This is a genomic window from Pseudomonas sp. LS1212, assembly GCF_024741815.1.
Taxonomy (GTDB): Bacteria; Pseudomonadota; Gammaproteobacteria; order Pseudomonadales; family Pseudomonadaceae; genus Aquipseudomonas.
Map to the genome: position 1 here is coordinate 3,459,809 of NZ_CP102951.1, position 13,473 is coordinate 3,473,281.

The 13,473-nt window shown below is 58.8% G+C and carries 11 protein-coding genes; 3 read left to right on the forward strand and 8 right to left on the reverse strand.

The window, feature by feature from the left end:
• Window positions 1-10: 10 nt before the first annotated feature.
• Window positions 11-2,245, forward strand: coding sequence for a lipase family protein (locus NVV94_RS16155; RefSeq protein ID WP_258443385.1), 2,235 nt, complete (start codon window positions 11-13; stop codon window positions 2,243-2,245).
• A gap of 216 nt (window positions 2,246-2,461) precedes the next feature.
• Here the strand turns inward: NVV94_RS16155 and NVV94_RS16160 are convergent, their stop codons facing one another.
• The 3 genes from NVV94_RS16160 to NVV94_RS16170 form a co-directional block, all read right to left on the reverse strand.
• On the reverse strand, window positions 2,462-2,764 hold the full coding sequence (locus NVV94_RS16160) for a hypothetical protein (protein ID WP_258443386.1): 303 nt from the start codon (window positions 2,762-2,764) through the stop codon (window positions 2,462-2,464).
• A gap of 102 nt (window positions 2,765-2,866) precedes the next feature.
• Window positions 2,867-3,607 carry a TorF family putative porin gene (locus NVV94_RS16165; RefSeq protein WP_258443388.1) on the reverse strand — a complete coding sequence of 247 codons (741 nt, stop codon included), beginning with the start codon at window positions 3,605-3,607 and terminating at the stop codon, window positions 2,867-2,869.
• A gap of 84 nt (window positions 3,608-3,691) precedes the next feature.
• A complete protein-coding gene (locus tag NVV94_RS16170; protein ID WP_258443389.1) occupies window positions 3,692-5,431 on the reverse strand; it encodes an amidohydrolase in 1,740 nt (579 codons plus the stop codon).
• Between the two features lie 106 nt (window positions 5,432-5,537).
• On the opposite strand from NVV94_RS16170, the gene NVV94_RS16175 reads away from it, so the two are divergent.
• Together NVV94_RS16175 and NVV94_RS16180 are read left to right on the forward strand one after the other, a co-directional pair.
• Window positions 5,538-6,452 (forward strand): LysR family transcriptional regulator, encoded by a 915-nt coding sequence (locus NVV94_RS16175; protein WP_258443390.1) that lies wholly within the window; start codon window positions 5,538-5,540, stop codon window positions 6,450-6,452.
• A 190-nt stretch (window positions 6,453-6,642) separates the two neighbouring features.
• Window positions 6,643-7,239: a cupin domain-containing protein gene (locus tag NVV94_RS16180; RefSeq protein ID WP_258443391.1), complete on the forward strand. Its 597-nt coding sequence runs from the start codon at window positions 6,643-6,645 to the stop codon at window positions 7,237-7,239.
• A 256-nt stretch (window positions 7,240-7,495) separates the two neighbouring features.
• Here the strand turns inward: NVV94_RS16180 and egtB are convergent, their stop codons facing one another.
• The 5 genes from egtB to aguB all read right to left on the reverse strand — a co-directional run bounded on the left by egtB (window position 7,496) and on the right by aguB (window position 13,469).
• On the reverse strand, window positions 7,496-9,643 hold the full coding sequence (gene egtB / locus NVV94_RS16185; protein WP_258443392.1) for an ergothioneine biosynthesis protein EgtB: 2,148 nt from the start codon (window positions 9,641-9,643) through the stop codon (window positions 7,496-7,498).
• Window positions 9,644-9,833: 190 nt separating this feature from the next.
• Entirely contained in the window at window positions 9,834-10,025 is a 192-nt protein-coding gene (locus tag NVV94_RS26960; protein WP_408733511.1) for a DUF427 domain-containing protein, read from the reverse strand.
• A 277-nt stretch (window positions 10,026-10,302) separates the two neighbouring features.
• Window positions 10,303-11,427: an agmatine/peptidylarginine deiminase gene (locus NVV94_RS16190; protein ID WP_258443393.1), complete on the reverse strand. Its 1,125-nt coding sequence runs from the start codon at window positions 11,425-11,427 to the stop codon at window positions 10,303-10,305.
• Window positions 11,428-11,455: 28 nt separating this feature from the next.
• A complete protein-coding gene (locus tag NVV94_RS16195; RefSeq protein ID WP_258443394.1) occupies window positions 11,456-12,559 on the reverse strand; it encodes an extracellular solute-binding protein in 1,104 nt (367 codons plus the stop codon).
• Window position 12,560: 1 nt separating this feature from the next.
• A complete protein-coding gene (gene aguB, locus NVV94_RS16200) occupies window positions 12,561-13,469 on the reverse strand; it encodes an N-carbamoylputrescine amidase (RefSeq protein WP_258443395.1) in 909 nt (302 codons plus the stop codon).
• Window positions 13,470-13,473: the final 4 nt, after the last annotated feature.

The window sequence follows — 13,473 nt, forward strand, 5'->3', positions numbered from 1 at the left end:
ACATCACACGATGACAGCATATAAACCCATGGAAGATTGGGAAAAACCTTTTTTCAGCGACAAAATGCTGGCCTGTCCACTAAAAGGGCATTGGGTCAGCTTTCAACTGGTAGACGAGTTTGGTGATGGCAAGCCGTATGGCGGCCTGGCCTACAAGGTTCAGGACGGTGTGGGGCAGGTTTATACCGGAACGTTGGATGCTGATGGTTTTGCAAAGATCGCGAACCACTATCGTGGGCCTGTCGTATTATCCTTGAATGAGCAATATGCGGGGTCAATAGATTCGTACAGCTGGTTAATGACGCGTCAAACTTACAAGCTTCCGATCACTGAACTCCAAGTCCGTGCCGAGCAAACCCGCTTCTTTCACAAGGACGGTTTTCGTGTCGAACACAATCCCGCACAAAAAGGCGCGGATGAGTTCGTGCAAGTCGAGGTGCGGGATCTGGTCAAGCATGGCGCCCATTTGCCGCCTGTGGTTGAACGAACCTATCTGCCCAGCCAGCATGTACTCAAATGGATGGGCGATCTCGGGTTTGGTCCCGAACAGGACGAGTTGTGGGGCACTGCGTTGTTCCCGAACAAACACACCGTATTGGAAGTCCGTCCCATGCGTGCCCTGCGACCGATGCTGTCGACCGATTGCCGCTTCTGCGCGTTGAACCTGTATCAGCTCGCACTGATGGCGACCATGAGCTACAACGGTTTTGGCCAGAGGCCCGAGACGCGACCTGTGGACACGGTCAGTTTTCCGCTTGATCCAAGTTTCGGTAATCTGTTCGGCGAAGCCGTGGCAAGTTATCAAGAAGCGTGGCGAGTGGATCCAGGGCAGAGCAAGCGATTTTATCCGCTCTACGAAGACGTGCCTTACTCAAAGCGCTTTGAGATCCTGCCCTTCGATCCAACGCTGTATGAACAAAACCATCGCGACCGTGGAGAGGAGCAGGAACACCCCGCCAGCCTGCATTTTTTTGACCATGGACGTAGCAAGACCGATACCCAAGCGTTCATCAGCCATCATGACGAAATCATCCTGATATCGGTACGCGGTACGGGCAATGCTTCCTTATGGGAAACAGTAATTGACGGCTGGCGGGATGCAGATGCTGAGCAAGTACCGTTTGAGGAAGGTGTCGGCAAGGTGCACCGGGGTTTCTATCGGGGGTACCAAGCGATCAGCGAGTTTGTTCAACGCTACCTTGATCAATTTCATGCAGGTCAAAAAGTCATTATCTGCGGGCATAGTCTGGGCGGCGCCATTGCCTTGCTGCTAGCGGAAGCGTTGCGACGATCCTCTGATAATGATTACGACATTCTCCTCTATACCTTCGGTGCACCTCGTGCAGGCGATGCCACCTTTGTATCGGGTGCATCCAGCATTGTAGAGGGTGCTCCAGCATTGGTTCATCACCGCATGGTCAACAACAACGATCCCGTGCCGAGCGTACCTGCGCCCTGGATGAATGTGCGGAGAAGAATCTGGGTGCCGGGTTTGGCGATGATTACGGCGAGTAACCCGTATCTAGGTTTGCTTGTTTTTGCTATTGGCTTGACCCGTACCGGTGGTGAACCCTATCAGCACCATGGCGAGCAACAGCACTTTATGCCAGTGGATTTTGGCTCTCGGGAGCAATCCTCTGTTCTCTGGAGCCCAGGCTGCGCCTCTATCGAAGAGGCGGCTTGCACCCGAGCTTTGAAATTACATGGTGATATGCCCAATCGTGCCTGGTTCATCAGTCAAGCGATACAAGGCGGGGACCATTCGATGGTCGCGAGCTACATCCCCTTCGCATGGGCTACGCTGCGCCGCTGGCAACAAACTCAAGAGTCCGGTGGAACACTGGTGACCTCGCGGGAGTTCGAGCTAATTGAGAACGGGCTAATCACGTTCAAGGCTCAGTTGGATGAACACCGCAGACAGATAAGTCGAGAGACCAGCGCACATAATGACAATCAGGAACGGTTTGACGCCATTACCGCATTATCCATAGAGTCACGGCGGCTGAATGATCCTTTGCAGCGGCTCCAAACGTTGCGCTATCGAACACTGACCCTAGCCGATGTCTATGGCAATCTCGAGTCGTCCCCCAACCTGGAAGCGGGTCTGAAGCGCTGGATGGCGCAGGCAGAGAATAACGCTCAGGTGCAGATAGCGATGATTCCTCAGCAGTTCGATGACGACTCGTTGATGGCCTCAATCCTCGCTAACTCTAATAGCTCGTTTGATATCGACTCTATTGGTTGAGGGGTATGTCTTGAACCTTCAGTTTCCCAAGCCTTTCGGCCATCAACTCCATCCAGGGAGATACGAACCCGGCAACTCACTGCCTAAGACCCGCAGACAGATGAGGGCTCGTCTGATGGTAGGCATCGATGCGTGACCATGCATAAGCGCTGAGAAAGGCACTGTAAATCCGACTTTTTCAACAGAATCGGCCAGAAGCAGCCTCTCGTCAGTCCGCTACCTGAGCCGGGATGGCAGGTGTTGATCCTTGTCCGGCCAGGCGGCCATCAGCACAGCGGCGACACTCCTCAGCGATTCGCTGGTGGTGCCATCGCGAGCGCGAATGGACATGCCGTAGATGACCGTTGAAACCAGACCGACCATGACTGCGACATCGGCGCCTTGCGGCACGTCGCCCTCCTCCACTACACGCTGGATTCGTTCTGCGAGCTTGCGCTCCCACAGGCGGCGCAAGCCAAGCACGAACTCATGCAAGTGAGCAGCCTCGGGCGGGCAACTCAGCGTGGATAAAGCCAGCATGCAGCCTGGCGGATGCGCTTCGTCGACGATTGTTCCAATTGTTCGTCCCCGATTGTTCCACGCAGCCTTGAAGCTTACGGGTTTTATGGCCTGCGTTGGCAATCAGAACGTCTTGCTGGCGCTGACTACCACGGTCGCCGTGCACACATCCGTATAACCGTAGTAGCTCGCGCACTCGTTTCTGGAAAGGTCAGTGTCGACATAAGCCAGCCCCCAGTCGAGGCCAAACCCACTGCGGGTCAGCCTGGCTTCCCACTCATGGTAGTCACCGCGCGTGCTGCCACTGCCGGAGACGAACACGTCGTCCTTGAAGTCGAAACGGCCATAGCGCACTTCCAGGCCGGTTTCGGCCGGCAGTGCGTGGCTGTAGCCAATGTAGGTGTAGAGCGTATCTTGATCGTCGCCCACAAAGTTCTTCAAATCATTGGAGTAGTAGCTGGCGAACTTGAAGCCATGGGCCTTGAGAATGGCATAGACCTCACTCTGGTTGAACTGGGCTTCCTTGGCGTAGGTGTACTTGAGATAGCCCAGATCGAGGCTGACGTCGTCATTGAACTGCTTGTAGTAGCCCGCGTAGAAATCCTGTTCCAGGCGCGTCTTCAGGTCCAGCCCGAAGTCGACGTTAGAGGTCCAGACACCGAAATAGGCCCCGCTGCTGTGCAGCAATGTGGCCTCCAGCTGCGCGGCCGGGTCACCCAGGCTCATGGACAGCCCACGGCTGCGGTAATCGCTGACCACCTGCGGCTTGAGCATCAATTGCAGGTCATCGGTAAGGGTTATGGCCTGGGCGGCAAGAGGCAAGAGCGTGCAGCCGACAAGGGTGGCAAGGGCCAGGCGATGCATGTTTCGGATCCTTTCTTATTATTGGCAGACAAGGCTTCGCCCTCCCCGTGCCGGCAAGGCACAGGGCAGGCGACCATTGGGTAATCAGGGGCGGCTGTAGACTTCGCGGCCACCGAAGTAAGTCTTGAGGACCTGGGTGTCGGCCAGTTGCTCTTCTGGTGCGCTGAACACATCGCGATCAAGGACGATCATGTCAGCCTGCTTGCCGGGGGCGAGCGAACCGATCTGCTGCTCCAGGCCGATGGTCCGGGCAGCATTGCGGGTATAGGCGTAGAACATGGTTTGCCGGTCGATGCCTTCATCCTTGTTCAGCACGCCCTTGGGTCCCTTGCGGCTGATGGCCTGGCCGATGGCTTTCCACGGGTCCGGGGTGGAGACCGGCCAGTCGCTGGCACCGGCAATGGTCGCGCCGTTCTTGAGCAGCGAACGTGCCGGGTACATGTACTGGAACTCCATGGCGCTGATATAGGGCTTGAGCAAGTCAATGCTCATCTCGTCCGCTGAGGCCCAATACAACTGCATGGAGGCAATGACATTCAGCGGTTTGAAGCGAGCGAATTCCTTGGGGTTGACCATCTGCAGGTGGGTGACCGAATGGACGACGCCGCTTTGCCGGTCGCGACGGGCCTGCTCGATGCCATTGAGTGACTCGCGTACCGCACGGTCACCGATCGCATGCACATGGACCAGCCAGCCACGGGCATCGGCGGCGCTGACCAGCTCACCGAAATGGGCCGGGTCGATCAGCAGCTCGCCACCCTTGTGGGAGTTTTTGTAGGGTTCGAGCAAGGACGCGGTTTGCGCGGGGAATTCAGCGACGCCATCGGCAAAGATCTTGATGCCTGGCATGCTGAGGTTGTCGACACCCTGGAACTGTTTGCGGACTTGATCCAGCACTTCCAGGTCGGCAGGCTGGCTCTTGGGGTTGGCGACCATCAATGCGGCCACCCGCAGCTGCAGTTCCCCCTTGTCCGCGAGCGCCTTGTAGGCCGGCAGCACGCCCACGGTTTGCGCCGTAGGCTTGAAGTCGAACAGCGCATCCCCCGGTGCGGCATTCGCCGCGGGGTCCATCAGGGCAGTCACGCCCAGGCTGTGGTAGAGATCACGTGCGGCTTTGCCGGCATCGATCAACTGATCAAGGTTTGCCGTTGGCAGCTGGGACATCACCGCCGACAGGCCAGCATCGGCAACGAAGCCATTGGGGGTGTTGTCGGCATGGTGGCCAATGGTGGCGACGGCTTCGCCTTTAAGCGCCTTGACGCGCTCGGCATCGATACCGGCACGTTTGAGCATCGCCTTGTTGGCCCAGCCGGTGTGGTAATCCCATCCGATGAAGGCAATCGGCGTATCAGCCCATTCACCCTGGTTGAAGCGCTTCTCCAGCTCGGCCACTTCACTCCAGTAGGTTGAGGGGAAGCCACCAACGCTGAGCATGTCGCCGTGCCGCGCCTTGCCGTCATCACGCCAGCCGCGCAGGCGCTTTTCCAGTTCGTCAAAGGGCAGCATTTGGGTTTCAAGGTCGGCGGACTTGAGTTTCACCCCCCCGAAGATCGCATGGCTATGGGTATCGATGAAGCCGGGCATCAGCACCTTGCCCTGCAAGTCAATCACTTGCGTGCCGGCGTCCTTGAGCGCCAGTACCTCGGCATCGCTGCCGACCTTGACGATCTTGCCACCCTCCACGGCCACGGCCTGTTGCAGTGGCTGGCCTTGCTCGGCAGTGAACACCTTGCCGTTGTGCAAGAGCAGGTCGACTGCCGCCATGCTTTCCATTGAGGCAAAAGCAATGGCCGCTGCCAGCGTTGCCCGGAGAATACGTTTCATCGTCCCGCACCTTTTCTTGTAAGAATGGCCGAGAGACTAGCCAAGTCAGGCGATGCAAAGAATACTTGATGCCTGAAAGACATACTTTCCAAAAAGGAAAAAGTATATGGATCAATTGGGCGCCATCACCATGTTCGTGGCCACTGCCGACCAGGGCAGTTTCACCCGTGCTGCCGCCCACCTGGGCAAGACCACATCGGCCTTGACGCGGGCCGTCACCCACCTTGAAACGGAACTGGGCACCCGCCTGTTCGAACGCTCCACGCGGCGGATTGCCCTGACCGAAGCCGGGCAGATCTACCTCGTCAACGCACGCCAAGTGCTGATGCAGCTGCAGCAGGCGCGCGAGGATATTGACCAGCTGCAGCAGGAGATGTGCGGCGTGCTGCGGGTGGCAGCCCCGCCCTCCTTCGCCCCGGCCTTTCTCAATGCGGTGTGTTACCGCTTTCTCGAACGCTACCCGCAAATGCGCCTGGATATCGTGCTCACCGATGAAATCGTCGACCTGCTCGAAGGCAACTACGACCTGGCCGTGCGCGACGGCCCCGTTGAACTGCCCGGCCTCATTGTGCGGCCGCTGATCGCCAACCGCATTCTGCTATGTGCCAGCCCCGGCTACCTGCAACGCAAACCGCTCGAGGTGCTACCGCATACCTTCGATCAACACGACTGGTTGATCTTTCGACATCCGGCCTTGAACCCGCATTACTGGTGGCTGACCCATCAAGGCGAGCGCCAGCGCATACCACAGCCGGTGCCGCGCATGACCAGCGACAACTACGACTTCCTGTTCGGCGCCCTGCGTGCGGGCCTCGGATTGCAATTCTGCCCGCAGTGGAGTGCAGCCCCCTATATCAGGCGTGGCGAACTGGTACAGCTGCTGACCGATGCCGACCTGGACCCGGATCAGTTCGGCTCCACCATCCATGCGATCTATCCGGTGCACCGGCGCCATACCCGCAAGCACCAGGCTTTTATCGAGTGCCTGAGTCAGTATCTGGATGAGGAGGCGCTGCATTGAGCGGTTGATTCCAAAGCCACAAGCGTTTTCTTCGCCAGTGCCGGCGTGGCGTACGGCACCCCACTGTCCAGCACTGCCGGGGCGCAGTACGATGGCCACAACGAGAAAGGGCTGAAATTGTAGTAATTGGCGGACGGGCAGAACTATGATCCAGGAACATCTGAATGCTGATCTCAAGGCGCCTGCGATCATGCATGGCGCACTCCTGCCATGGATCGCCAGCCCGCTTGCCGGTGTCGACAGACGCCCCTTGTATCGGGTCGGTGGGGAGCAAGCACGAGCCACGTCCCTGGTGCGCTATGCGCCCGGGAGTCACTTCAGTGCACATCTGCATTCAGGCGGCGAAGAGTTTCTGGTGCTGGAGGGCGTGTTCGAGGACGAGCACGGCCACTACCCTGTCGGCAGTTACGTACGCAATCCGCCAGGCAGCCAGCACACACCTGGCGCAAGCTCGGGCTGCATGATTTTCGTGCGCCTGCGCCAGTTTCACCCCGAAGACCGCGAGCAGTGCGTCACGCAACTGCACGCCCAGGGCAGCCAGCGGCTGTTTGAAAACGAGCATGAGCGTGTCTGGCTGGAGGATATTCAGGCGGGCACCCGCCTTCGGCTGGCCAATTCTCGAGGGTTGGAAATGCTCGTTCTGCAAGGCGAGCTCGTGGGCAAAGGTTTTCGACTGGCTCCATTGAGCTGGATGCGCTTGCCGGCGGGCGAGTCGCTGGAGGCTTTGGCTGGCGATGCGGGCGCGCGCATCTGGTTCAAGGATGCCGCGCCAGATCTAGGCCTCTGACTCACCCTTGCCAGCCTCGCCGAGCAACCAATCGCGCAAGGCTTGTATGAAGGCCCGGTGCCCAGCAGGGGCTGCTGCTCAGCCCATCGCGGCGGTCCGGCGATCCGGCAAGCCCCGATCCTACAGGGGCCGCGTCATTAAGTTAAATGGCGACCTTGAGATCCTGCGCCTGCTACGCAGGCGAGCTGGTGCGCCACTGCGACAGCCTTCGGCAGCGGCTACACGGGCCGTCATTCGCCGCAGAGATAGCGCAAAATCACGCCTTCAAACTAAACAACGCCACCTGCGGCGTCTCGCTCACCCAGTAACCGCTGACCGACCAGCCGGCACGCGCCGCCAGTTCGGTGAACGATTCGACGGTGAATTTGTGCGAGTTCTCGGTATGCAAACGTTCGCCGTCGCTGAAATGGAAGGTGTGCCCGGCGACCTTGACCACTTGTTCGTGGCGGCTCACCAGATACATCTCCATGCGCTCATCGGTGTCATTCCACAGCGCCAGATGGTCGAAGGCCTCGATATTGAAGTCACCCTCCAATTCGCGGTTGATGCGGATCAGCAGGTTCTTGTTGAACCGCGCGGTCACCCCTTCGGCGTCGTCGTAAGCAGCGACCAGGATGCCGGCGTCCTTGACCAGATCCACCCCAACGATAAAGTGTGCCTCATCACCCAATAACGCGTGGGCCGAACGCAGGAACTTCACGGCTTGATCATGGGTGAAATTGCCAATGGTCGAACCGGGGAAGAACCCTACGCAGGTGTGCCCGGCAGCTTCGGCCGGCAATTGCAGCGCACGGCTGAAATCATCGATCAGCGGCGCGACCTTCAATTGCTTGTACTGCTTTTTCAGCAGTGCGGCGGCCTTCTTCAGCGCATTGGCGCTGATGTCGATGGGCACGTACAGCGCAATCTGTGGCGCGGCGTCGAGCAGCAGGCGGGTTTTCATGCTGGCGCCGCTGCCGAACTCCACCAGCGCCGCGCCCACTGGAATCGCATCGGTTACCTGTTGCGCTACTCGGGTCAGCAGACCGGTTTCGGCACGCGTCGGGTAGTACTCGGCCGTCTCGCAGATGGCCTCGAACAGCTCGGAGCCCGCTGCATCGTAGAAGTATTTGGGTGACAGGCTCTTCACCGAGGCCGACAAGCCGCCGATGACATCCCGGCCAAATTCACTGTCGTGGTTGTTCACCGCACCCGGCTGGCGCGCATCCCGGGCCAGCCGCAGACCGGAGAACATCCAGCGCTTGTCCGGGCCGAAAAAGTTGCGATAGGTCGAGCGGGCATGGCCGGGAGAGGTGATGCTGGCACCGCCACGCAAGACCATCATGTTGATCATGAACTTGCCGTTGTATTCACCCACCGCGCTGTCCGCCGGGCGGAATCCCGGGTAGGCATTGTACGCACTTTGTGTCCACTGCCACGCCACGTTATCGACTTGTTCCAGCAGGCCGGCCTCAGCGGCGGCTTCCCACTCGGCTTCGGTAGGCAGGCGTGCATCGGCCCATTGGGCAAACGCAGCGGCTTCGTAGTAGCTGATGCTGATCACCGGAGCCGCCGGGTCGATGGCTACCAGACCGCGCAAAGTCATCTGCCGCCAACCCAGGTCGTCGTGCTGCCAATAGAGCGGGGCGTTCCAGCCGTTTTGCTGCACTACCGCCCAGCCGTCTGACAGCCATAGGCTGGCTTTGCTGTAGCCGCCGTCCGCCATGAAGGCCAACCATTCACCGTTGGTCACCAGGCGGTCGCTGATCTCGAAGGATTGCAGATAAGTGGTGTGTCTTGGGCCTTCGTTGTCGAAGGCGAAACCCTTGCCCTTGTGACCAATTTCGGTCAGCCCGCCCTTGAACGGCTTGTACTGGCCGCGACGCCCGGAGAGGTCTATGGGCCAGCGCAGGTCATAGGCTGGCTTGAGAGAGGAGGTACTGAACAAATGCAGGATGTCCATCAGCAACAGCTCTTGATGCTGCTCCTCATGGGCCAGACCCAGCTCGATCAATTCGGCGGTGCCGTCGGGCAACGCCGACTCCAGCAAGGTACGCATGTGTTCATCGACATGCTTGCGGTAGTCCAGCACCTTGTCCACGCTCGGACGGGTCATCAACCCGCGTTGCGCCCGGGGATGACGAGGGCCGATGGCTTCGTAATAGGAGTTGAACAGGTAACCGAACGCCGGATCGAACGGGTGGTAGTCGACGACGTTTTCGGCCAGCAAAAACGTCTCGAAAAACCAGGTGGTGTGCGCCATGTGCCACTTGGCGGGGCTGGCATCTGGCATTGACTGGACGACCATGTCCTCGGGGCTGAGCGGTGCAATCAGGCTCTCTGTCCGGCTGCGAATAGTCTGGTAGCGCTTGAGAAGCGCGCTACTGGCGGGGAGGTCGCGTAGCTCACTTACGGTGCTGGTCATCAGGTTTTCTCTCCGGTAAGTCGTCGCTGCGCTGGTCTGTCAATCCTCTGGCATTTCCAGAGGAGGCAGGGCTTCGTACGTTCTTTCCATGACCGAGCCAGGGCGAAGTGCTTGTGCACTTCGCCCCTACCCGAAAAGCCATGATGCGTGACTGCTGGCAAGTGTTCCTTCGATTTCGAAGGTTAGCTTGTCAGCGTAAAAGGCGACGTGCTTCTTGATTTCCGCCACCGTCGGGTACGTTTCTCCGTAGGTTCCAGACCGCGTTTTCCGCGGTCTTTCCGTCGGCGCTCAGGCTGAAATAATTGGCGTCACCCTTGTAGGGGCAAGGAGTTTGATGTTCGGTGCGCGCACAATGTTCAATCCGAATGTCGGATCTCGGGATTTAAAAACCGCTGGATACTGGGTCTCTTCGAGATTCGCTGTTTTGTCGGTCTGATCCCTATTTTTCTCTGCTACCTGCTTCTGTAGCGAATTCACCCCCCGCCTTACAATGACGCTGCATCGTAGACTGAAAATTTTGGAGGCCTAATGTTGAAGTTGGCATTTTTTCTGGGTGGGTTTCTGGCGTTAACTGTCTTGATTGGTGCGCTTGCTACAATTTCCCCGCTTTAACTCGTTTCTGACTCTTGCATTTCCAGAGGGAAAAGCGTTGTTCCAGACTAAGCCACCGGCTGGTGACTGGTCACACAGTGAATCCCGCCACCACCAGCGGCAATTGCGTCGATGTTGATCTGCACCACCTCCCGATCCGGGTAGAGTTCACTCAACAGATCAAAAGCTCTGCTATCCGCCGCCCTGTCACCAAACTCGGGCGCAATGACCGCCCCGTTGATGACGAAGTAGTTGATGTAGCCGGCAGCAAAGTCCGGGTTGTTGTTGCTGAACCTGCTCTTTCGTGGATTGAGCGGTGGCGATACGGTATGCACCTGCAGCTTGCGGCCATCGGCATCCGTGGCAGTTTTGAGAATGTCCAAATGGGCCAGTGTCACTTTGTGGTCGTATGACTCGGGGTCGTTGTCGAGGTTGGCTATCACGACCCCTGGCTTGACGAACCGCGCGTAGAAATCGACGTGGGCATCAGTGATGTCCTTGCCTTTGATGCCAGGCAGCCAGATGATTTTGCGCAAGCCCAGGCGGGCTTTCAGCTCTTGCTCGACATCGGCCTTGCTCCAGTCGGGGTTGCGGTTGGTATTGAGCCAGCAGCTTTGGGTCATGATCCCCGTGCCGTGACCATCCACTTCGATACCCCCGCCCTCGCCCACCAACTCGCTGCGGATGTAACGGGCATCCACGGTGCTGGCAACCAGGGCGGCCAACTGCGTATCCTCGCTATGCTGCTGTTTGTTGCCCCAGCCGTTGAAGTTGAAATCCACGGCGCCAAGCCCGCCTTCCCCATCGATGACAAAGTTGGCTCCGATATCACGCATCCAGATATCGTCGAGTTCGGTGGTGACGTAGGTGATGTTGGCCGTACCGCAGTGTTCTTCGGCCAGACCCCGTTCGCTCTCGCGACAGAACACAGTCACCGGCTCATAGCGGGCGACGGTGCGAGCGATCAGGCCAATGGCCTCTTGCACGTGAGGGGTGAAATCCTCCCAGATAGCCTCCTGTGCGCCAAAAGCGACGAAGGCCCGCTGGTGTCTGTCGCCCTCATCCGGCATGCGCCAACTGCCCGGGGTGGCTGCTTGCACGTGCAAGGGCGTCAGGCCAAGGCCGATGGACGCTGCTGCGCCCAAACCGGCCACTACCGATACCTGCTTGATGAACGCACGACGCGTAGACATGTGTTGCTCCCTGAATATTTGCCTGAAGTCATTTCGTGGCGGCAGTCTTGAACTTGGTCCAGGTTCGCATGCGCGCCCGCATATCGGACTGGGGAATGTCCTTGCCAGGAATCAGCCGTTCATAAGTGGCATCGTCGAGATAGATATCCGGGTTGTTGCGCATTGTCGCATCGACGCTCGGACGTGCCTTGGCATTGGAGGTGGGATAGCCGGTGAAGTTACTGATCGCGGCCATGTTCTGCGGGCGCATGACGAAGTTGATGAACGCATAGGCGTACTCCGGATGTTTGGCGTCGACAGGAATCGCCATGGTGTCCATCCACACCGTGGTGCCTTCACGAGGAATGCGGTACTGGAACGTGGTTTGCTTGCCTGCGCTATCCGCCGTTCGTTGCGCCTGAGTCATGTCCCCGCTGTAACCGAGCGACAGGCACAGGTTGCCGTTCACCAGGTCGGTCACCGGTTGCGACTGGAACTTGCGAATGTACGGCCGTAGTTTGAGCAGCAGTTCACTCGCCGCGGCCAGGTCCTCGGGCCTGGCGCTGCGTGGCTCCCGGCCCAGGTAATTGAGCACGACCGCCAGCACTTCGTCGGGCGAGTCGATCATCGAGATGCCGCAATCGGCAAACCTGGCGGCCAGTTCCGGTTTGAACAGCATGTCCAGGCTGTTGACCGGGGCATCCGGCATGCGCTGGCTGATCTGCTCGGCATTGTAGGTCAGGCCAATGGTGCCCCAGGTGTAGGGGACGGTGGCCTGGCTCGAATGCACATAATGCGTACGCAGCTTCTGCAAACCGGGTTCGATGTCATCCAGGGCCGTGAGCTTTGACCGGTCCAGCGGCTGCAGGCTGCCGGCGCGCATCAAGCGCTCGGCAACGGTGTCGCCCGGGAAGATCAGGTCATAACCACTGCCGCCGGCCATCAGTTTGGCTTCCAACACTTCGCTGCCATCCATGACGTCGTAGATCACTTTGATCCCGGTCTCATTGGTGAATCGGGTAAGGGTGTCCTCGGCAAAATAGTCGGCCCAGTTGTACAGCCTGAGGGTTTTCTCCTCCGCGTGCAGCGACGGCAAGGCACAGCTAAGTGCAAATCCCAAGGCGCTGAGCAACCGTTTGTTGGCAACGTGCATGTCAAACTCCTTGAGTATTCCAGCGTGCAGTGATGTGACGACCATCCTGGCTTAACAGCGCCCCGTACATGTCTGGACGGCGGTCGCGATAAATGCCCCAGCCAAGACGCTCTTCGCGCATGGCGGTCAAGTCCAGGCTGTGGACCAGCACGCCGGTGCTGTCACGGTCGGCCTCGGCGAGCAATTTGCCCTTGTGGTTGCAGATAAAGGACGAGCCGTAGAAATTCATCTGCAGGGTCGGATCGGTGGTCGCCACTTCTCGGCCAACGCGATTGGCCGCCAGTACCGGCAAGATGTTGGCGGCGGCATGGCCGCGCATGGTCATTTGCCAGTGGTCACGTGAATCCAGCGCTGCGCAGCCAGGTTCAGAGCCAATGGCGGTGGGAAACAGCAAGACTTCGGCGCCCATCAACGCCAGGCAACGCGCGGTCTCGGGGAACCACTGATCCCAGCAGATCCCCACACCGATGCGCCCGAAAGCCGTGTCCCAGACACGGAAGCCCGTATCGCCGGGGCTGAAGTATTCCTTCTCCTGATAACCAATGGCGTTGGGAATATGGGTCTTGCGGTACACACCCAGCAGGCGCCCATCGGCATCGGCCACGCTCAAGGAATTGAAGTAGGCATTGCCCGCCTTCTCGAACCAGCTCAGCGGCAGCACCACACCCAACTCACTGGCCAGCGCTGCAAAGCGCTTGAGTACACTGCTGTCTCGATATTCTTCGGCCAGCGCCAGGTGTTTGTGGCTTTGCTCGATACAGAAATACGGTGTGGCAAACAGCTCCTGCAACAGGATGACTTGGGCGCCCTTGGCAGCCGCCTCACGCACCAATTGCTCGGCCTGATCAAGGTTGGTTTTAAGATCCCAGGTACAGGGCATCTGAGTTGTGGCAATAGTCAGAATGGTCATGGCA